Source organism: Pseudarthrobacter polychromogenes, from assembly GCF_014644495.1.
Classification (GTDB): Bacteria; Actinomycetota; Actinomycetes; order Actinomycetales; family Micrococcaceae; genus Arthrobacter; species Arthrobacter polychromogenes.
Genome location: NZ_BMKU01000005.1, coordinates 335,786 through 356,103, shown reverse-complemented (window position 1 = coordinate 356,103; position 20,318 = coordinate 335,786). Strand labels below are relative to the sequence as shown.

General features: G+C 66.6%; 19 protein-coding genes. 10 read left to right on the top strand and 9 right to left on the bottom strand.

Going from position 1 to position 20,318, the window contains the following annotated elements; all coding sequences use genetic code 11:
* Positions 1-272 precede the first annotated feature (272 nt).
* From IEX43_RS10925 to IEX43_RS10905, 5 genes are all read left to right on the top strand, one after another.
* Positions 273-1,829 (top strand): alanine/glycine:cation symporter family protein, encoded by a 1,557-nt coding sequence (locus IEX43_RS10925; protein WP_188810922.1) that lies wholly within the window; start codon positions 273-275, stop codon positions 1,827-1,829.
* Positions 1,830-1,959: 130 nt separating this feature from the next.
* Complete coding sequence (locus tag IEX43_RS10920) at positions 1,960-2,661, top strand: FadR/GntR family transcriptional regulator (protein WP_188810920.1); 702 nt, start codon at positions 1,960-1,962, stop codon at positions 2,659-2,661.
* 27 nt (positions 2,662-2,688) lie between these two features.
* Positions 2,689-3,759, top strand: a complete 1,071-nt coding sequence (locus IEX43_RS10915) for an asparaginase (protein WP_188810918.1) — start codon at positions 2,689-2,691, stop codon at positions 3,757-3,759.
* A gap of 6 nt (positions 3,760-3,765) precedes the next feature.
* On the top strand, positions 3,766-5,205 hold the full coding sequence (locus tag IEX43_RS10910) for an aspartate ammonia-lyase (protein WP_188810916.1): 1,440 nt from the start codon (positions 3,766-3,768) through the stop codon (positions 5,203-5,205).
* A 33-nt stretch (positions 5,206-5,238) separates the two neighbouring features.
* Positions 5,239-6,753, top strand: coding sequence for an amino acid permease (locus IEX43_RS10905; protein WP_188810914.1), 1,515 nt, complete (start codon positions 5,239-5,241; stop codon positions 6,751-6,753).
* Positions 6,754-6,844: 91 nt separating this feature from the next.
* Here IEX43_RS10905 and ggt read toward each other — a convergent pair whose 3' ends face one another.
* Complete coding sequence (ggt, locus tag IEX43_RS10900) at positions 6,845-8,692, bottom strand: gamma-glutamyltransferase (protein WP_188810912.1); 1,848 nt, start codon at positions 8,690-8,692, stop codon at positions 6,845-6,847.
* A gap of 166 nt (positions 8,693-8,858) precedes the next feature.
* Between ggt and IEX43_RS10895 the strand changes: the two genes are divergently transcribed.
* From IEX43_RS10895 to IEX43_RS10885, 3 genes are all read left to right on the top strand, one after another.
* Positions 8,859-9,806, top strand: a complete 948-nt coding sequence (locus IEX43_RS10895; protein WP_188810910.1) for an L-lactate dehydrogenase — start codon at positions 8,859-8,861, stop codon at positions 9,804-9,806.
* Positions 9,807-9,944: 138 nt separating this feature from the next.
* A complete protein-coding gene (locus tag IEX43_RS10890) occupies positions 9,945-11,270 on the top strand; it encodes an ATP-binding protein (RefSeq protein ID WP_188810908.1) in 1,326 nt (441 codons plus the stop codon).
* 45 nt (positions 11,271-11,315) lie between these two features.
* Positions 11,316-12,575, top strand: coding sequence for a low temperature requirement protein A (locus IEX43_RS10885; protein WP_188810906.1), 1,260 nt, complete (start codon positions 11,316-11,318; stop codon positions 12,573-12,575).
* On the opposite strand, the gene IEX43_RS10880 is transcribed toward IEX43_RS10885, so the two are convergent.
* Positions 12,553-13,227 (bottom strand): HD domain-containing protein, encoded by a 675-nt coding sequence (locus tag IEX43_RS10880; protein ID WP_188810904.1) that lies wholly within the window; start codon positions 13,225-13,227, stop codon positions 12,553-12,555. The genes IEX43_RS10885 and IEX43_RS10880 overlap by 23 nt on opposite strands.
* 9 nt (positions 13,228-13,236) lie before the next feature.
* On the bottom strand, positions 13,237-14,118 hold the full coding sequence (gluQRS, locus tag IEX43_RS10875; RefSeq protein ID WP_188810902.1) for a tRNA glutamyl-Q(34) synthetase GluQRS: 882 nt from the start codon (positions 14,116-14,118) through the stop codon (positions 13,237-13,239).
* 340 nt (positions 14,119-14,458) lie between these two features.
* Between gluQRS and IEX43_RS10870 the strand changes: the two genes are divergently transcribed.
* Complete coding sequence (locus tag IEX43_RS10870) at positions 14,459-14,917, top strand: Lrp/AsnC family transcriptional regulator (RefSeq protein WP_188811010.1); 459 nt, start codon at positions 14,459-14,461, stop codon at positions 14,915-14,917.
* 50 nt (positions 14,918-14,967) lie between these two features.
* Here the strand turns inward: IEX43_RS10870 and IEX43_RS10865 are convergent, their stop codons facing one another.
* Positions 14,968-15,423 (bottom strand): Lrp/AsnC family transcriptional regulator, encoded by a 456-nt coding sequence (locus IEX43_RS10865; protein ID WP_188810900.1) that lies wholly within the window; start codon positions 15,421-15,423, stop codon positions 14,968-14,970.
* Between the two features lie 105 nt (positions 15,424-15,528).
* On the opposite strand from IEX43_RS10865, the gene IEX43_RS10860 reads away from it, so the two are divergent.
* The gene (locus tag IEX43_RS10860; protein WP_188732457.1) at positions 15,529-16,185 is read left to right on the top strand and encodes a LysE family translocator; all 657 of its coding nucleotides are present in this window, start codon (positions 15,529-15,531) and stop codon (positions 16,183-16,185) included.
* Positions 16,186-16,191: 6 nt separating this feature from the next.
* On the opposite strand, the gene IEX43_RS10855 is transcribed toward IEX43_RS10860, so the two are convergent.
* The 5 genes from IEX43_RS10855 to IEX43_RS10835 form a co-directional block, all read right to left on the bottom strand.
* Positions 16,192-17,169, bottom strand: a complete 978-nt coding sequence (locus IEX43_RS10855; RefSeq protein WP_188810898.1) for a hypothetical protein — start codon at positions 17,167-17,169, stop codon at positions 16,192-16,194.
* 37 nt (positions 17,170-17,206) lie between these two features.
* Positions 17,207-17,581, bottom strand: a complete 375-nt coding sequence (locus tag IEX43_RS10850; RefSeq protein ID WP_188810896.1) for a nuclear transport factor 2 family protein — start codon at positions 17,579-17,581, stop codon at positions 17,207-17,209.
* 41 nt (positions 17,582-17,622) lie between these two features.
* A complete protein-coding gene (locus IEX43_RS10845; protein WP_188810894.1) occupies positions 17,623-18,126 on the bottom strand; it encodes a DUF456 domain-containing protein in 504 nt (167 codons plus the stop codon).
* 98 nt (positions 18,127-18,224) lie between these two features.
* Complete coding sequence (locus IEX43_RS10840; protein ID WP_188810892.1) at positions 18,225-19,424, bottom strand: NAD(P)-dependent malic enzyme; 1,200 nt, start codon at positions 19,422-19,424, stop codon at positions 18,225-18,227.
* A gap of 279 nt (positions 19,425-19,703) precedes the next feature.
* A complete protein-coding gene (locus tag IEX43_RS10835; protein WP_188811008.1) occupies positions 19,704-20,312 on the bottom strand; it encodes a TetR/AcrR family transcriptional regulator in 609 nt (202 codons plus the stop codon).
* Positions 20,313-20,318: the final 6 nt, after the last annotated feature.

The following is a 20,318-nucleotide window of genomic DNA, read 5'->3' as shown; positions in this document are numbered from 1 at the left end:
TGGGGAATCGGCACGAACCTACCGATGGCGCAGCAGGGACATCCCAGGCGCCTCCAAAGTCGGCGCCCTCCGGCGCAGTCCCGTCACGGCGCAGGCGCGCTCCATAGCAGATTAGCCCGGCAAGCCCAAGGTCGAGTTTTCAGCCCAGTTGACATAAGTTGGGTCGCATATGTCGCAGCTCACATCCGTGCGGGGGGTCAGGCAGCATCTACAGCTGTCGTGGAACAGAGGCGGGCAGAACGCAGGCCCTCAACGAAAAGAGTATGGAACCAATGCAATCAATTCCTATGGCCGTGACGGACGACGTCGGCTGGCTCGCATCAGTAGAAGAAGCGATCGACGCGGTGTTCCGCCCGGTCGCTGAGGTATTTTCGACGATCGTCTTCTTCCCCATCACCATTGGCGATGTCAGCTTTCCGGCAGTGGTGGCCTGGCTCATCGCCGCCGGTGTCATCATCAGCATCTACCTGGGCCTGATCCAGTTCCGCGGCCTCAAGGTGTCCTACGAAGTGGTGCGCGGACGGTACTCCGCCCACCACGATCCCGGCGAAGTGCCGCACTTCCATGCACTGACCTCCGCCTTGTCCGGCACTGTCGGCCTGGGAAACATCGCTGGCGTGGGCGCCGCCATGGCACTTGGCGGACCCGGCGCCACCTTCTGGATGATCCTGGCCGGCCTGCTGGGCATGGCTTCGAAATTCGCTGAGTGCACGCTCGGCGTCAAGTACCGCCAGATCCATGAGGACGGCACGGTAACGGGCGGGCCGTTCAAATACCTGCCCGTCGCCTTCCATAAGTTTGGCAAATGGCCAGTGAAGATCCTCACCGGAATCTTCGCCGTTTCCATCCTCATTTTCGCGGTGGCCGGTGGAAACATGTTCCAGGCCAACCAGACGTTCGCCCAGATGCGGAACGTCACCGGCGGTGACGAAGGTTTCCTCGGCAGCGCCGGAGCGGCCCTGATCTTTGGCCTCATCCTCGCGGCGCTGGTCGCGGCCGTAATCCTCGGCGGGATGAAATCCATCGGCGCCACCACCAGCAAACTCGTTCCGGCGATGGCAGCCGTCTACGTGCTTGCCTGCCTCTTCGTGATCTTCGTGAACATCGGCCAGGTGCCGGCCGCGTTCAACGCCATCATTACCGGCGCCTTCAACCCGTCGGGCATGGCCGGCGGCCTCGTGGGCGTCATGATTGTCGGCTTCCAGCGCGCAGCGTTCTCCAATGAGGCAGGATTGGGATCTGCTGCCATCGCGCACTCAACCGTGAAGACACGCCGCCCTGTCAGTGAAGGCTTCGTTGCCATGTTTGAACCCCTCGTTGACACAGTCATCATCTGCACCATGACCGCCCTTGCGATTGTTATCGCAGGTGCACCGAGCCTGCAGGCAGGCATCGACCAGGTGCAGGCCGGCGAGGGCGCACCCGACGGCGTCATCCTCACGTCCGACGCCTTCGCCACAGTCCTGCCCTGGTTCCCCGTAGTCCTGGCCGTAGCTGTGACGCTGTTCGCCTTCTCCACCCTGATCACCTGGTCCTACTACGGCCTGAAAGCATGGGAGTACCTGTTCGGCCGCAGCAAGGCCTCTGAAATTTCCTACAAGGTCGCCTTCCTGTTCTTCACCGTTGTTGGAACCGTCCTGACGTTCGGACAGGTGCTGAACTTCGCCGATGCTGCCCTGTTCATTTGCGCATTCATCAACCTGCTGGGCGTCTACATGTTGCTGCCGGTGATCAAGCGCGAGATGAAGGCCTATCTTGCGGAGCGCAAACGCGGCGACCTTCACAAGCTGGGCGCTGAGATTGACGAGGTGGAGAGCCCCCGCTCCTAGCACTGGAGCATCAGCAGAGGACTTCTTCCCTCCACCCGGAGGACAGGGAGGTTGGCGCCGTCACGGCGCCAACCTCCCTTTTGCGCTGATCCGCATTGACACCGCGTGTGACGCCTGCCATATTTAAAGCGTGAACCTGTCAGACAGCCGGACAGCAGGACAGCCTGCACCCCTCGCGCGGCTCAGTGCCGCCGAAGCGGTCTTCAATGCGATCCGGCAGGACATCGAGTCAGGTGCCGTTCCCGTTGGCAGCAAGCTCAGCTCCGAGTCCACGCTTTCCCAGCAGTACGGGGTGAGCCGCTCGGTGATCCGCGAGGCCCTCCGCTCCTGCACGGCCCTGGGCCTGACCGTCACCAAAACCGGCAAAGGCACGTTCGTTGTGGCGGACAAGGTGGCCAATGACCTCTCCCTCGGCCAGTACTCAGCTCGGGACCTCACGGAAGCCCGCCCCCACATCGAGGTTCCCGCAGCCGGCCTGGCCGCGGAGCGGCGCAGTGACGGGGAGCTGGAAACACTCCGCCACCTCGTGGCCGCCATGCGCACCGAAACCGATCCCGAATCCTGGGTTGCCCTGGATTCCAGCTTCCATGCAGCCATCGCCCGGGCCAGCGGCAACAGGGTGTTCGCCAGCGTGGTGGCGGACATCCGCGGCGCCCTGGCCCACCAGTCCGAAACCCTGAACATGGTGGCGGACAGGCAGCACGCCTCGGACATCGAACACCAGGACATCCTCGCCGCCATCGAGGCAGGCTCCGCCGAGAATGCACGCGCTGCGATGGCCCACCACCTGCAGGCCGTGGGCCTGGCCCTCGATTCCATCCTCAACAAATAGCCCCGCCCCAACCCAGCCAAGGAATCCATGCTTTCCCCTGCCCTCTCACCTGCCCTCAGTGCTGCCGCCCTCCCGCAGCACACACCCCTGGTCGCTGCCACCCGCGACGGAATGGTGGAGAGCATCCACTACGGGTCAGCCATTGCCCTGGACGCTGACGGCACCACAGTGGCCACCGCAGGTGATCCGCTGGCACCGTTCTACCCCCGCTCCTCGCTCAAGCCGCTGCAGGCCGTGGCCATGGTCCGGGCCGGGCTCGAACTTCCCGCTGAGCTCCTCGCCCTGGCTGCCGCAAGCCACTCCGGCAGCGCAAAGCACCGCCAGGGAGCCCTGCGGATCCTGGAACTGCACGGACTCAGTGTCAGCGATTTCGAGAACAGCAGGGACCTCCCCTACGGCCCGGGCGAACGGGAGGAGTGGCTGCGCAACGGGGGCCGTTCCACCCAGCTCACCCAGAACTGCTCTGGCAAGCATGCCGCCATGGCCGCCACCTGCGCCATCAACGGCTGGCCGGTCAAGGGCTACCTGGATCCCACGCACCCGCTGCAGCGGCTCGTGGCCACGACCGTCACCGAGCTCACCGGCGAAGAACCCCACGCCCTCAGCACCGACGGCTGCGGCACTCCCCTGTATGCCCTGACCCTGCCGGGCATGGCCCGCGCCTTCGGTGCGATCGCCCGCGCCGCCGCGGACAGCAGCGGCAGGAACGACGACGGCGGGCCGGCCCCGCTCGGCGCGGAAGCCGCCGTCGGCCTCGCCATGCAGCAGCACCCGGACATGGTGGCCGGGGAAGGCCGTGACGTCACCGAGCTGATGCGCCTGCTCCCGGGCGCGGTGGCGAAGGACGGCTTTGAAGGCGTCCAGCTGGTGGGCCTTGCGGACGGCCGCTCGGCAGCCGTGAAGATTTCCGACGGCGGCGACCGCGCCCGGATGCCCGCCACCGTCAAGCTGCTGGAGGCGCTGGGCGTGGACACCGCCCCGCTCGCCGGCATTGGAACGGCGCCCGTCCTGGGCGGCGGCCAGCACGTGGGCCTGCTGCAGGCCACCGATTTCCTGACCCACACTTTCCCGTCCGCACCCGTCAACGAAGCCCTGTAAGGACACATGACCATCATCGATACCCCCGCCTCCGCAGCTGCAACCACACCTGCGCACACCCGGTCCGAGCACGACCTGCTCGGCGACCGCGACATCCCCGCCGGCGCCTACTGGGGTGTGCACACGCTCCGGGCCGTGGAGAACTTCCCCATCACCGGCCAGAAGCTGTCCTCCAACATGCACCTGGTCCGCGGCCTCGCTGCGGTCAAGCTGGCCGCCGCCCGCACCAACCGGGAACTGGGCCTGCTGGACGCGGAACGCTCGGACGCCATTGAGCAGGCCTGCCAGGACGTACTCGACGGCAAGCTCGCCGACCAGTTCGTGGTGGACGTCATCCAGGGCGGTGCCGGGACGTCGTCGAACATGAACGCCAACGAGGTCATTGCCAACCGCGCCCTCGAAATCCTTGGCCACCCCAAGGGCGACTACGCCCGACTGCACCCCAACGACCATGTGAACCTCAGCCAGTCCACCAACGATGTCTACCCCACCGCGGTGAAGCTGGGCACCATCTTCGCCGCGCGGGAACTGCTGGAGGCGCTGGCCGAACTGGAGGAAGCCTGCGCAGCCAAGGCGCTGGAATTCCGCACGGTGGTGAAGATGGGGCGTACCCAGCTGCAGGACGCGGTACCCATGACCCTGGGCCAGGAGTTCGGCAGCTACGCCATCACCATCGGCGAGGACCGGCTCCGCCTGGCTGAAGCAGATCTGCTCATCCACGAGATCAACCTCGGCGCCACCGCCATCGGCACCGGCCTGAACGCCCCCGCGGGCTACGCGGAAGCTGCCTGCCGGCACCTCGCCGAAGTGACCGGCCTGCCGCTGGTGACCGCGCCGGACCTGATCGAAGCCACCCAGGACGTTGGCGCCTTCGTGCACCTGTCCGGCGTGCTCAAGCGGGTGGCCGTGAAGCTCTCCAAGATCTGCAACGACCTTCGCCTGCTCTCCTCCGGACCGCGCGCCGGCTTCGGCGAAATCAACCTGCCGGCCGTCCAGTCCGGCTCGTCCATCATGCCCGGCAAGATCAACCCGGTGATCCCGGAAGTGGTCAGCCAGGTGGCCTACGAGGTCATCGGCAACGACGTCACCATCACCATGGCGGCCGAAGCCGGGCAGCTCCAGCTGAACGCGTTCGAGCCGGTCATCGTCCACAGCCTCCACAAGAGCATCTCCCACCTGGAAGCAGCCTGCCGCACCCTCACGGCGCGCTGCATCCGGGGCATCACCGCGAACACCGAGCACCTGCGCCGCACAGTGGAGCAGTCAATCGGCCTGGTCACTGCCCTCAATCCCCATCTGGGCTACGCCACCGCCACCGCCATCGCCAAGGAAGCACTGGCAACCGGCAAGGGCGTGGCCGAACTCGTCCTGGAACACGGACTCCTCACCAACACCCAGCTCCAGGAACTCCTCAGCCCTGAGCGCCTCGCCAACCTGAGCAAGTAATCCCCCATGCCAACGGATACCCCTAGGACCCCCATGTCTAATTCCACGCTCCCTGACCACGTGATCGACGGCGGTCATGCCCATGCTTCTGAGTCGGCGTTGCATGCCGAGGACCAGGGCTACCACAAGAACTTGAAGCCCCGGCAGATCCAGATGATCGCGATCGGCGGCGCGATCGGTACCGGCCTGTTCCTGGGCGCCGGCGGCCGGCTCAACGCCGCAGGCCCATCCCTGGTCATCGCCTACGCCGTCTGCGGGTTCTTCGCGTTCCTCATCCTCCGCGCCCTGGGCGAACTGGTCCTGCACCGGCCCTCCTCAGGCTCCTTCGTCTCCTACGCCCGCGAATTCTTCGGCGAAAAAGCCGCGTTCGTCTCCGGCTGGTTCTACTGGATCAACTGGGCCACCACCACCATCGTGGACATCACCGCCGCCGCCCTCTACATGAACTTCTTCGGCAACTACATCCCCTGGATGGCAGCCGTCCCCCAATGGGCCTGGGCCCTCACCGCCCTCGTCGTCGTCCTCGCCCTGAACCTCGTCTCGGTCAAGGTCTTCGGCGAAATGGAATTCTGGTTCGCCCTGATCAAAGTCGCAGCCCTGGTCATCTTCCTCATCGTCGGCACCTACTTCATCATCTTCGGCACCCCCGTGGACGGCCAACAAGTCGGCATCAGCCTCCTGACCGACAACGGCGGGATCTTCCCCAACGGCCTACTCCCCATGGTCATCCTCATGCAGGGCGTCCTGTTCGCCTACGCCTCCATCGAACTCGTCGGCACCGCCGCCGGCGAAACCGAAAACCCCGAAAAAATCATGCCCAAAGCCATCAACTCCGTCGTCTTCCGCATCGCCGTGTTCTACGTCGGCTCCGTCATCCTCCTGGCCCTGCTGCTGCCCTACACCTCCTACGAAAAAGGCGTCAGCCCCTTCGTGACCTTCTTCGGCTCCATCGGCATCCAGGGCGTGGACGTCATCATGAACCTCGTCGTCCTCACCGCAGCCCTGTCCTCCCTCAACGCCGGCCTCTACTCCACCGGCCGGATCCTGCGCTCCATGTCCGTCAACGGCTCCGCCCCCAAATTCGCGGGCCGCATGAACAAAGCCGGCGTCCCCTACGGCGGCATCGCCATCACCGCCGGCGTCTCCCTCCTCGGCGTCCCCCTGAACTACCTCGTCCCCGCCCAAGCCTTCGAAATCGTCCTCAACGTCGCCTCCGTCGGCATCATCATGACCTGGGCCACCATCGTCCTGTGCCAGATCCAGCTCCACCGCTGGGCCAACAAAGGCTGGCTGACCCGCCCCTCCTTCCGCATGATCGGCGCCCCCTACACCGGCTACCTCTCCCTCCTCTTCCTCACAGGCGTCCTCATCATGGTCTTCATCGAATCCCCCCTCACCATGCTCGTCACCGCCATCGCCTCCATCCTCATGGTCATCGGCTGGTACGCCTGCCGCACCCGCATCCGCGACATCGCCCAAACCCGCGAAGGCCACACCGGACTCTCCCCCGTCATCGCCAACCCACCAGCCAACACCTTCATGAAATAGCCCCGCTTTAACGCTCGACGGCGGCACCCGGGTTCTGTGGCTGCAGAACCCGGGTGCCGCCGTCGGGGTTTAACGAAAAATCCGGCGTTGGCTACTTCCGCGAAGGTTTGACCACCAGGGCCGAGCCCCCGCCGCGGCGCGTCGGCTCGGCGACGGCAGTGACCTTCTTCCCGTCCTCGCTGAACTCGATGGCCGTCGCTGCGCCGATCTCCGCTGCAGAGGTGAACGCATCACCGGCCGGCACGAGCTTGTGGCCATACTGCGTCCCCAGCGTCGGGAAGGCGTCGATGAACGCCGGCTCGGCCGTTACGTTCGCGGTGTTCCGCTGGGACGCGCGCGGGGCGGCGAGCGCCTCCTCGATGGTCATGCCGAGGTCGATGCGGTTGATCAGCGTCTGCAGCACCGTGGTGATGATGGTGGAGCCACCCGGAGAGCCAAGGGCCAGGAACGGCTCGTCGTCCTTGAGCACGATGGTGGGTGACATGGAGGACCGCGGCCGCTTGCCGGGCTGGATCCGGTTGGGATCGGATTCGCTGAACACGGGCGAAAAATCGGTGAGTTCGTTGTTCAGGATGAACCCGCGGTCCGGCACAACGATTCCCGATCCGCCGGTCTGCTCGATGGTCAGGGTGTATTCCACCACGTTGCCCCACTTGTCCGAGACCGTGAGGTTGGTGGTGTTAATGTTCTCGGTGTCCTTCTCATCGGCGAGCGCCGCGGGCTCAATGTCACAGGTGCCGTCGTAGTCCGCTGCGTCACCTGCCGCCACAGGCTTCGTTGCTGCCTGAAGCGGGTCGATTTCACAGGCCCTCTCCTTGCCGAAGACCGGATCCAGGAGTTTCTTGGTGGGAACCTTGACGAAGGCCGGGTCCCCCACGTACTTGGCGCGGTCCGCGAACGCCAGCGCAGTCGCCTCGAGATAGTGGTGCAGGGCGGCAGGCTGGTCCTTCTTCAGGCCGGGAAGGTCGAAGACCTCCAGGATATTCAGCGCCTCTCCCACGGTGGTGCCGCCGCTGCTGGAGGGCGCCATGCCGTAGACGTCGTAGCCCCGGTAGTTCACATGGGTGGGGTCCTGGTCCAGCGCCTCATAGTCGTCCAGGTCCTCGGTTGTCATCACGCCTGCGGGGCCGGGCAACGCATCCGTTCCGGGCGCTGAGGGGGCGTTCCGCACTGTCCGCACAATGTCCTCGGCCAGTTTGCCCTCATAGAAGGCGTCCATGCCCTTGCGGGAAAGAAGCTTGTACGTTTCGGCCAGGTCCGGGTTCTTGAAGACAGTTCCGACGGCCGGAGGGGCGCCACCGGGCAGGAACAGCTCCCTTGTTGCCTCGAACGGAGCAAAGCGGTCCTGGTTGTCCGCCGTTTGCTGGCGGAAGGTCTCGTCCACCAGGAACCCGTCCGTGGCCACTTCTATGGCGGGTTCCAGGACGTCGTCGAGGCTGAACCGTCCCCAGCGCTCCAGAGCCCGCTCCCACGTGGCCGGCGTTCCCGGGACACCCACGGAAATTCCGCTCGTGGCCTGCTTCTTGAACGCATACGGCTTGCCGTCGGCCGGATTGATGAACGCGTCTGTTGGCATCGCCGCCGGAGCAGTCTCACGCCCGTCGATAGTACTGACCTTCTCCTTCTTGGCGTCGTAGTACACAAAGTAGCCGCCGCCCCCGATCCCGGCGCTGTACGGCTCGGTCACGCCCAGTGTTGCGGCCGCGGCGACGGCAGCGTCCACCGCGTTGCCTCCCTTGCGGAGGATCTTGATGGCGGCCGCGGATGCGTCCAGGTCGACGGTACTGACGGCACCGCCGTAGCCGGTCGCTACCGGGGTCTTTTTAGCGTCGTCGCCCTGCCCGGTACCAGCAGATGCCGGGCTGGTCAATGCACCGGTTGTCACGCTCATCGCCAGCGCTGCAGTGACCGCAGCGAACCGGCGTCCCAGATATGGCATGGTTGCTCCTGAAAAGGGTGCGAGTGAGGTGGATCACACGCTACTCCTCCCGTAATGGACACTCAACGCTCCCGCCTACCCTTGCTGCCTCGGTAGCATGAAAGCCACTGCCGGCAGTTGCACCACCAACACGGGCCCCGTCCGGGCCAGGGAAACGAGGTACCTCATGTCAGGATCCAAACTCGCCGTTGTGGGAGCCGGGAGTGTGGGAACCTCCCTTGCGTACGCCGCCCTGATCCGTGGTTCGGCCAGCAACATCGCCCTGTTCGACGTCAATACCGCCAAGGCTGACGCCGAAGTGCTGGACCTCGCCCACGGCACCCAGTTCGCTGCCGCCGCTGCGTCCATGACCGGCGGCGGCGACATCGCCGTGACGGAGGGCGCCGACGTCGTTGTCATCACGGCCGGAGCCAAGCAGGCGCCCGGCCAGACCCGGCTGGACCTCGCCGGAACCAACGTGCGGATCCTGGAAGAACTCATGCCCCAACTCCTCAAGCACTCCCCCGATGCTGTCTACGTCCTGGTCACCAACCCCTGCGACGTACTCACCGTGGCAGCGCAGAAGATCTCCGGGCTCCCGGCGGGGCGCATCTTTTCCTCCGGCACGGTCCTGGACACCTCCCGGCTGCGCTGGCTGCTGGCCCGCCGGGCGGGAGTGGCCGTGCCCAGCGTCCATGCCAGCATCGTGGGCGAGCACGGGGACACCGAGTTCCCCGTATGGTCCACGGCAACCATCGGCCCCATCCCGGTCCGAGACTGGACGGTGGACGGGGAGCGCGTCTTCACCCCCGAATACCTGGCCGAGACGGCACTCGAAGTGACGCAGGCGGCGTATAAGGTCATCGCCGGCAAGGGCGCAACCAACTACGCGATCGGCCTCTCCGGCGCACGCATCGTGGAAGCCCTGCTCCGCGATGACAAAGCGGTGCTGCCGGTGTCCACGGTGCTGGACGGACAGCATGGGATCTCCGGGGTGGCCCTTTCCCTGCCGAGCGTCGTGGGGCGGGGCGGGGTCCACACTGTGCTGGAAATGCCCATGGATGACGGCGAGCTGGCAGCCCTGCAGCATTCCGCCGACACCCTGCGGCACACGCTGGGCACCCTGGGCATCTGAGCGCCTCCGCCGGCGCCCGGCCAGCCGTCATGCAACGCCCCCGCAACCCCCGGGCCGCCGCGGTTCGCATATGCTCAGCAGAGCGCTGCACACCGCTGCTCTAACAGTTCAACGACGAACCACCACAGGAGTAGACCCATGACCAACTGGCGCATCAGGGATTTCCATTCGGCGGACCTGGACGGGATCCTGCACCTCTGGGAAAGCCTCAAGGCAAGCAACGTGGAACCCGTCTACGCCCTCTCCGAGGTACTGGCTTCCTGCGAGAAGGACCATGCCGTGGTGGCCGTGCAGGGCGAACAGGTGGTGGGGGCCGCCGTCGGACGCGCCGCCCATGACCAGGGCTGGATCGTCTTCCTGGCCACGCTGCCCGAATACCGCGGCCGCGGGATCGGCACCTCGCTGCTCGCCGCCGTCGAGAACCGCATGGCACCCCACGGCCTCAACAAGCTCTCAGCCCTCATGCCGGAGTCCGAAACCCGGGTGGAAGCGTTCCTCAGCCGGGGTTTCGCCCTGAAGAAGAACCTGCGCTACTTCGAACGCACCATCCCCGTCCAGCGGCAGGAACTCGGTGCGCTGGGCCAGCTCGGCGGACGCGTCCTGGCCCGGGACCTCTGGGAAAACGTGGCCGGCATGCGCAAGGAAAAGGAACTCCTGGAACGCCGCCTGGTCCTTCCGCTCGCCGAAGCGGACCTCGCCGACGAGTTCGGTGTGGTCCCGCCGCGCGCCGTGGTCCTCTTCGGCCCGCCCGGCACCGGCAAGACCACCTTCGCGAAAGCCATCGCCTCCCGCCTGGAATGGCCGTTCGTCGAAGTGTTCCCGTCCCGGCTCGCGGCCGACCCGCAGGGCCTGGCCGGGGCCCTGCGCGAGACGTTCCTGGAGATTGCCGAACTAGAGCACGCCGTGGTGTTCATCGACGAGGTGGAGGAGATCGCGTCCCAGCGCTCCGGTGAGCCGCCGTCCCCGCTGCAGGGCGTCACCAACGAGCTGCTCAAGATCATCCCGGCCTTCCGCGAACAGCCCGGCCGCCTGCTGGTCTGCGCCACCAACTTCATCCGCGCCCTGGACTCAGCTTTCCTGCGCCATGGCCGCTTCGACTACGTCATTCCCATCGGCCTTCCGGACAGGCAGGCCCGCGAAGCCATGTGGCAGCGCTTCATCCCCGCGCCCGTGGTAGACACCGTGGACGTGGAACTGCTCGTGGAGCGGACCGAGGGCTTTTCCCCAGCGGACATTGAGTACGCCGCGCGCAGTGCGTCGCAGCGGGCGTTGGAGAACGTGGTCTACGGCAAGGACGACGACGGCGGGCTCGCTTCCGGAGGCAGCCTTTCCGTCCGGGAGGCGGTGCGGAAGGGCCCGTCCACCGAAGACTACCTGGACGCCATCGGCGACACCAGGACCACCGTCAGCGCCGAAGTGCACCAGGAGTTCCTGGAGGACATCGACGCCCTGGGCCGCGTCTAGGACATAACTTTCGGGGTGGGAACGGCGGGGCGTAATCTTTGACGCATGTCCTCCAATCCCCTCCGCCATGCCATGGCGCGCATGGGCGGCCGAGACCCGCACGAGGCACACCGGGCCGCCACTCCGCTTGAACTCTTCTTCGACCTGACCTTCGTCATCGCCTTTGGGGTTGCCGGCAGCCAGTTCGCCCACGAAATCGCGGAAGCCCACGTCCTGGCCGGGCTGCTGGGCTTCTCCTTCGCGATGTTCGCCGTGATCTGGGCATGGATCAACTTCACGTGGTTCGCCAGCGCCTATGACACGGACGACTGGATCTTCCGCGTGGTCACCATGATCCAGATCGTGGGGGTCCTGGTCCTGGCGATGGGGATCGAACCCATGTTCCACTCGCTGGTGGAGGGCGACCATGTGGACAACGCGGTGATGGTGGGCGGCTACGTGGTGATGCGGCTCGCCCTGGTATCCCAGTGGATCAGGGCAGCCCGGCAGGACCCGGCCCGCCGCGAAACGTGCCTCCGCTACGCGCGGTACCTCGCGCTGGTGCAGCTGGGGTGGATCGCGGTAGCCGTGATCGAGGCTGACGTGCCCACCACGCTCCTCATGATTGCGCCGCTGATCATCCTCGAAATGGTCACCCCCTTCGCCGCCGAACGGAAAACCCGGACGCCCTGGCACGCGCACCACATCGCCGAACGGTACGGCCTGCTGGCCATCATCGCCCTGGGTGAATGCCTGATCGGCGCCATCGAGACACTCCGGGCCATCGTGGCCAACCACGGCTGGAGCGTTGACGCGGCGCTGGTGGGTTTCGGCGGGACGGCGCTGGCATTTGCCATGTGGTGGATCTACTTCATGCTGCCGGCCGGACGGGCCCTGCACCTGCGCCGGCACCGGTCCTTCCTCTTCGGCTACGGCCACATCCCCATCTTCGCCGCCATTGCGGCCACCGGCGCGGGCCTGCACGTCGCCGCGTACTACATTGACCACGAAGCCCACATCAGCGCAGCCGCCGCGGTGGCCAGCATCGCCATCCCGGTGGCACTGTTCAAGGGCTCCGTGACGTGGCTGTACAGCATCATGGTGGGCGGGGACCGCACGGTGATCACGGTTGCCGGCGGCGTACTGGCCGCCATGGCCGCTTCAGTCGGCCTCGCTGCGGCGGGCACATCGGTCCCCGTCTGCCTCCTGGTCATTGTGCTGGCGCTCGGCGCCTCCATCGTGATCGATGAACGCCGCGCGTCCAGCCGGCTGCATCTTGCCCTACAGAAGCTGGAAGCAGGCGCTACCGCTCCCCGAGCGATGTAGCGCCGGGAGCCTCACCGCCGGCATCATCCCCCTCCGGCGCAGCAGGACCGCCGTCGCCGTAGGACAGGTTCTCGTAGTCCGTGGTGTCCTCCTCGTCCAACCGGTCGTCCAGTTCCTCCAGCAGCCACGGATTCACGCGGGCCAGGATCTTCCGGATCTCCTCAACCTCGACGGCGGCGTACAGCACCGGGCGCGCGTCCCGGTACTTGGTGACAGGCGGCCTGTCCGGCCACTTGTCCGCCAGCGCCTGGACGCGCTCAGGCAGCGAGTTGTGGGCATTGTCCGCGATCTTGACCAGGGCGGCATCGTGGTCCTCGGCGATCTCGCGGATCCCGGCCTGGTAGTCGTCCGGGTTGCTGTGCAGCCGGTTGGTGACACGTTCAATGATTTCAACGGCCCGCTCGGAAACTCCCATGTCCAGCAGGGCCTGCCGGGTCATCGGGGTGTCCTCGGCGATGTCGTGCAGGTAGCCGGCGATCCGGATGTCGTCGTCGAAATCGGCCAGCGCGTCCCCCACGGCGAGGACGTGGTCCTTGTACGGCCTCTTGAGCTTGTCCTTCTGGCGGTTGTGGGCCACCTCGGCGAGGACCTTCGCGGTCTCTACGGTGAATGAGGGCGCCGGGATCTGCTCCGCAGCATGCTGGTCTGACATGCCCTAAGCCTACGGGCCGCTCCACACCCAAGGCTCCCTCGGCAGGGCATCCGGGTCGAACGCAGCCAGCGCGTTCCCGAGCGGCCCTGCCGGCAGCCCCAGCGATTCCAGCAGCCGGTCCCGCACGGCAGTGGGGGGACACCCCGCGTCCGCAAGGTCCTGCAGCGTTACCGCTCCGTCGCGCTTTGCCAGCCGGGCGCCGTCGTTATTCACCACCAGGGGAACATGCGCATATTCCGGAGAAGGAATACTCAGCAGGGATGCCAGGTAAGCCTGCCGCGGGGTGGACGGAAGAAGGTCGTCGCCGCGCACCACCTGGTCGATGCCCTGCTCGGCGTCGTCCACGACCACTGCGAGGTTGTAGGCCGTCACGCCGTCATTGCGGCGCAGCACGAAGTCGTCCACCACTCCGGTGAACTCCCCGTGCAGGAGGTCCCGCACCGTGTACTCGGCGGCTTCAGCGCGGAGCCGGATGGCGGCCGGCCTGGTGGAGCGCTTGAACTCCAGTTCAGCGGGATCGAGGTTCCGGCACGTTCCGGGGTAGGCACCCTGGGGCGCGTGCGGAGCGGACGGCGCCTCCTGGATTTCGCGCCGGGTACAGAAACACTCATAGGTGAGGCCTGCCGCCTCCAGCCGCGAGATCGCCCCGGCGTACAGCGGGCCGCGGGCGGTCTGGCGCACCACGCCGCCGTCCCAGGTGACCCCTACGGCGTGCAGGTCCCTCAGCTGCCCGGCCTCTGCGCCGGACCGGGCACGGTCGAGATCCTCCACGCGGAGCAGGAACGTCCGGCCGGTGGAGCGGGCAAACAGCCACGCGAGGATTGCCGTGCGCAGGTTTCCTACGTGGAGCTCCCCGGAGGGACTCGGGGCGAAGCGGCCGGCGGAATTCATGGTTCAACACTATGCGCGGGACCCGGGGCCCGGGGACAACACAAGGGCCCCTCAGCTACCGATGACTTCGGACATCCGACGCCGGTAGTTCAGGGGCCCTTGCCGTGTTTACAGAAAGACCATGGTGTGAACAAGAGTCAATCAGGGCAGCCTCCTTGCGGGAAGCGGTGTCCAGTGTCCGGGTGGTGTGCCGGTAGCCTGTGAGCCTGCGGGGATCAGCGGTAGCTTTGCCCTCATTGCCAATATTTCACCAGCATCCGTACAGTTGGTGCAACAGGCGCAGTCGCCGTTGATCAGTTTGACTACTCTGAACGGCGCAGAACGGCAGGAAGTGATCATATTGCAGGAACTGGACCCCACCGACAAGCGGATCCTCGGGGCGCTGGACGAGGATCCACGGGTTCCCATCATGGTGCTGGCCCAGCGGCTGGGCCTGGCCCGCGGCACCGTCCAGTCCCGGCTGGAACGCATGACGGCGTCGGGCGCCCTCCGCCCCAACAGCAGCAGGGTGCTTCCCGCCGCGCTCGGACGCGGGGTAGCCGCTTCCGTCAGCGCCGAACTGGACCAGAGCCACCTCAACGAGGCCATTGCCGCCCTCCGGGAGATCCCGGAGGTCCTGGAATGCCACGCTCCCGCCGGCGACACGGACCTGCTGATCCGTGTGGTGGCCACCAGCCCTGACGACCTCTACCGGGTGTCAGAGGAGATCAGGCTCTGCCCGGGCATCGTGCGCACCTCCACCAGCATGTTCCTGCGCGAGGTCATTCCGTACCGCACCACGGGGCTGCTCAAGGATTAGGGCGCGGGAGCGGCTGCGCATCAGGTCCCCGGCAACATCCCGGCCCAGGCCTAGACAGGAGGGCCCGCGTTGGACTTCAGGTTCTTCATCACCAGCGTGGACGTCAGGCGCTCGACGCCGGGCAGGGACGTAAGCTCGGCGTCGTAGAAGCGCTGGTAGGCGGGCAGGTCCTCGGCGATGACCTTCAGCAGGTAGTCCGGGGAACCGAAGAGCCGCTGGGCCTCCACGATGTTGGGATTGTCCGCCACGCGGTTCTCGAAGATCTCCATGGTTGCCTGGTCCACCTGGCGGAGCGTGACAAAAACGATCGCCTCGAACCCCAGGCCCACGGCTGCGGGGTCGATGTCCGCCTTGTAGCCCCGGATGACGCCTGCCCGTTCCAGTTCGCGCAGCCGCCGGTGGCAGGGAGCAACCGTCAGGCCCACCTTTCCGGCGAGCGCAGTGGCGGTCATGCGGCCGTCCTCTTTGAGGTGCCGCAAGATATTTCTGTCAACATGGTCAATCACGCAAGAATCTTACCGTTCAGGGTGTCCGACCAGCGAAAAAGGACAGCACTTCCGCACCCAAAGTATCTAGTGTTTCCCCTGTTGGATCGCGCAGCAGGAGGAACCATGAACCCCGAGCTCTTTTTGGCCTTTGTACTGGTGGCCGCCGCCCTTGCCTGCACCCCCGGCGTGGACTGGGCCTACTCCATCGCTGCCGGCCTCAGGCAGCGCAGCTTTGTGCCGGCGGTGGCGGGGCTCTGCGGCGGATACGTCCTGCACACGGTCCTGCTGGTGGCGGGACTGGCTGCGGTCCTCACGGGCGCGCCGGGGGTTCTCGGCTGGATCACCCTGGCCGGCGCCGGGTACCTGATGTGGCTCGGTGTCAGCACCCTCCGCTCCTGGCGGGCGGCGAGCTTCACGGCCGGGGACGGCAGCGGCGGCAGCACGGGGCTCCGCACCTTCCTCCAGGGGATGGGCACCAGTGGCATTAATCCCAAGGGCCTGCTGTTCTACGTGGCGCTCGTTCCCCAGTTCGTCAGCGCGGATGCCTCCCTGCCGGTCCCGGTGCAGTCGGGCCTGCTGGGCATGACGTTCGTGCTGCTCGCGGGACTCGTGTACACCGCCGTCGCCCTGCTGTCCCGCACCCTGCTGCAGACCCGCCCCGGCGCAGCCCGGACGGTGACCCTGGCCAGCGGTATCATCATGGTGGTCCTGGCGCTGGCGCTGCTTGCCGAGCAGCTGCTGCCGGTCCTCACGGCCAGCAACTTCGCTGCAGCCGGGTAGGCCACCCTAGTCGTCGCTGAGCTTCTTCCAGTCCTGTTCCCAGATCCGGCGCATCTCCTCGTCCTTGCGGATGGGCACCGGCGCGGCGATCTCCCTCTGCGGCACCGGGTCCTCGTGCCGCCGTCCCCAGTCCCGTGGGTTAAGCGACCTCCGGCTGGAGTCAAGGAGCAGCAGCGCCCTGTCCGTGAGGGCGTCGTTCCGCAGCGTCAGGTGCGTCTTCCGCCGGCGCAGGACCTCGGCGAGGGTCTGGTTCGCGGCCTCCAGGCGCCCTTCCCGCCGCAGTGCCCGGGCCCGGACCAGGAGCAGCGCGGCGGAGAGATCATCCGCGTTGAGCAGCCCGTCGGTCCAGTCGATGACTGTCCGGCTCCTGCCCAAGGTCAGCGCCAGCGAACAGCGCGCCAGGGCCATAGGAAGCGACGGCGGCAGTCCCGAGAGGGCGTCCAGTGCAGCTTCCGTGCGCCCCGTCTCCCGCAGCGAGTGCGCCAGTGCCAGAAAGACCGACTCCTCGCTGAACAGGACAGGGATTTCCACTCGCTCGACCAGCTCGATCCGTGTAACGATCCTGGTGAGGTAAGTGGACGAGTAGCGGTTGGCTTCGTCCTCGTTCCTGGTGGTGAGGCCACGCTGGAGAAGCTCCGATGCGCGGAGGTAGCCGCCCTGCTTGTAGACCAGCAGTCCGGACATGAGGTAGCAGAGCCCGGCCCACCCCGGGTACGCCCTGGCGAGCGTGATCAGTTGCTCGGGCTGGCGGCTGGTGAACACGGCGTCGTGCACAGCCTTGGCCGGCTTGGGCATCATGCGCTTCAGGCGGGGGATCTCACCGTCCACCGAGAGCAGCGAGGGGTGGCGCCCGCCAAGCACGCCGGTGAGCAGTTCGCCCACTCCCCCGGCGAGGTCATGGACGGGCGTACGCAGCTGCGGCTGGCCGAAGGGTGTGAGGTCGCGGCTGTCCCAATAGATCGGTGCAGTGTCCCCGGCGGTCATCTTTCCATGCTAGCCGTGCACGGCAGCACAGACCGGCTTAGGCCCGCTCCATGAACCACTCGGTGAAGGCGGCGGCACGGCCTTCCCCGTCGAACCGGATAACCCACAGGTTGTCGTAGGAGGGCCGTCCGGCCGAGTAGGTGGTCACGCCCTGGACGAAGGCGGTGTCCGCGTCCGCTCCGAGGAGCTTCCACATGAAGGTCCAGTCTGCCGGTTCGTCCCGGGCCGCAAGCCAGCCGTCCACGATGCCGTCCTGGCCCATCCACGCCTCCGGATCGCCCGGCCGCTTCTCGTACCGCGCGTCCTCCGTAAAGAGGTCCCGGATGTCCCCGGGCTGGTTGCTGGCCCAGGCGGCCTGGTATTTTTCCATCCAGGCGTGCACGTGGTCCCGGGCTGAAGGTTGGTCCGTCATGGTGCCGTTGTACGCCCTGAGGCATGCAGGCGCAAGCACTTTCAGCCGTTGGAGGCGGCCACCCAGACGCCGATCACCCAGGTGCTGGCGGCCAGGCAGGCCAGGCCGAACTCGGCAAGCATGCCAAGCCCGGTGGCTTTGAGGGCGGCCCAACTGGAGGTTGTTGCGGAGCCAATGTTCCGGGTGCGCAGGAATTCACTCAGCAGCAGGCCCGCGGCAAAACCCACAAAGAGCCCCACCACGGGAATGATGAACATGCCCACCACACCCGCAACCAGGGCAACGGCGATGCTCCGGCTCGGAATGGCGTGCTCCTTGAGCTTCCTGCCGGTGAGTACTGCACTGGCGGCCATGCCTGCCACCACGAACACCATGGCAACCGCGAACACCACCCAGCCCGCAGTCCCGGCCCCGCCCCAGATGGCCCAGGCGAGCAGCCCCGCGCCGATGAGTATGCTTCCCGGGAGGACCGGAATCACCGTTCCCGCCACGCCCACAAGGATTGCCAGGCCGCACAGGATGGTCACCACGGTTTCCGAGTTCATGGGTCCCAGTCTATGGTTGGCGCCCGCTTAACCCCCGACGGCGGCGCCTCCCGCGCAGGGGAGGCACCGCCGTCGTACGTTCCTTGAGGGAAGGGGCGCTACTCGGCTACCACCGCGGCCGCCACTGCCGCCGTCACGGCGGGGGCAACCCGCGGATCCAGGGGGCTGGGGACGATGTAGTCCGCCGACAGGTCCTCCGCCGCAAGGTCGGCGATGGCGTAGGCTGCGGCGAGCTTCATGGCCGGGGTGATGCGGCGGGCGCCGGCGTCCAGGGCGCCGCGGAAGATTCCCGGGAAGGCCAGGACGTTGTTGATCTGGTTGGGGAAATCGCTGCGCCCGGTGGCCACCACGGCGGCGTACTTCACGGCGACCTCGGGCAGCACCTCGGGATCCGGGTTGGAGAGCGCGAACACAATGGCGTCCCGGTTCATGAGCTTCAGGTGCTCCTCGTCCAGCTTGGAGGAGGAGACGCCGATGAAGACGTCGGCGCCGTCGAGGGCTTCGGCCGGGCCGCCTTCCACGCCGCGGGGGTTGCTGCGTCCGGCGATGTCCGCCTTCTTGCTGGCGGTGTCCGCGGCAAGATCCCCGCGTGCACTGTTGATGACGCCCCGGGAATCCAGCAGGACGACGTCGGTGATGCCGGCCGCGAGCAGGATCTCGGCGACGGCGATGCCCGCGGCGCCCGCGCCGGAAACCACCACACGCAAGCCCTCCAGGCCGCGGCCGGTCACCTTGGCGGCGTTGGTCAAGGCGGCGAGGGCAACGACGGCGGTGCCGTGCTGGTCATCGTGCATGACGGGGCAGTCCAGCGCCTCGATCAGCTTTTCCTCCAGCTCGAAGCAGCGGGGCGCAGAGATGTCCTCGAGGTTGACGGCGCCGAAGCTGGGGCGCAGGCGGACCAGGGTCTCCACGATTTCGTCCACGTCGGTGGTGTTGAGGACCAGGGGGATCGAGTCGAGGTCGCCGAAGGTCTTGAACAGGGCGGACTTGCCCTCCATGACGGGGAGCGAGGCGCTGGCTCCGATGTTGCCCAGGCCCAGGACAGCTGTCCCATCACTGACCACGACGACGAGCCGCTCGGCCCAGGTGAGCGTACGGGCAAGCTCGGGCTTGGCGTGGATGGCCCGGCTGACCTCTGCTACGCCCGGCGTGTAGGCGATGGACAGATCCCGCTTGTTGGAGAGCGGGACGGTGCTGGCGATGGAGAGTTTGCCGCCCTGGTGGGCGTCAAAGATCTCGGCTTCGGTCAGGGCGGTGGCTGCGGAATTGTCAGTTGCTGCAAGTGCGTCAATGGACACGTCGTTGTCTCCTGGTGCTGGCCGTGGGCGCACGGCTCGTGGGGCATGAGCCAATGGCTCGGCGGTGGCTAGGGTGCGGCCGGATACCCAGGGGTGGCGGGCCCGTGGGAGCCTGGGGGATTGGTCCCCGCTGCTCCATTTGGACAATCGTAGGGCCCGCCACACGGGACAGCCTCCGGCTTGACACGGGCCAGCTGCTGCCTAAGCGTTTTACCGTGCGGATATGTGGTCCACGTCACGGCATTATGGCTGATTTAAGGCCGGATTGGTCTAGACCTGTTACGCGCTGTGGTGGAGTGTGTAGCCGGGCTCGCTGGCCGGCGAGAGGCGCGCGCACGCCTTTTTGAGGTCTTCCTCCGCCTCGAAGAGGGACAGCCGGCGATTCCGGACGGACTGGACCAGACCAGTGATCGCCAGCAGCAGCACACGGGCGGCAGTGGCGTCACCGGAGGCTGAAGCAACCGCTTTTTCACTCAGCGCGTCGATTTCACGCAGGAGTACGGTGGTGTCCCGGTCCGGGAGGTAGACGCCGCGGCTGAGGCACTGTTCCACGGCAGGCTGCATCACGCGCATATGGAACATTTCCATCACCAGGTTCCCGAGGGCCCTGCCGCGGAAGCGGGCCGCCGTGGTCCGTCCGGTCCCTTGGAGTTCCTCCAGCTGGTGGCGGTAGAGCGCGAGCATCAGGTGCACCAGGGAAGGAAAGTACCGGTAGAGCGTCCCCAGCGGCACGTCCGCCCTCGCCGCCACTTCCGCCATGTCCACGGACTCCAGCCCCTTGCGCGCAACCCCTCCTGCAGCCTCCAGGATCTTGGTATACCGGTGCCTCTGGCGCGGTGCGGAGGGCCTCGGGGCCATGGGCGGATGGTCTGAAATGGTGTCGGGCATCAGCGT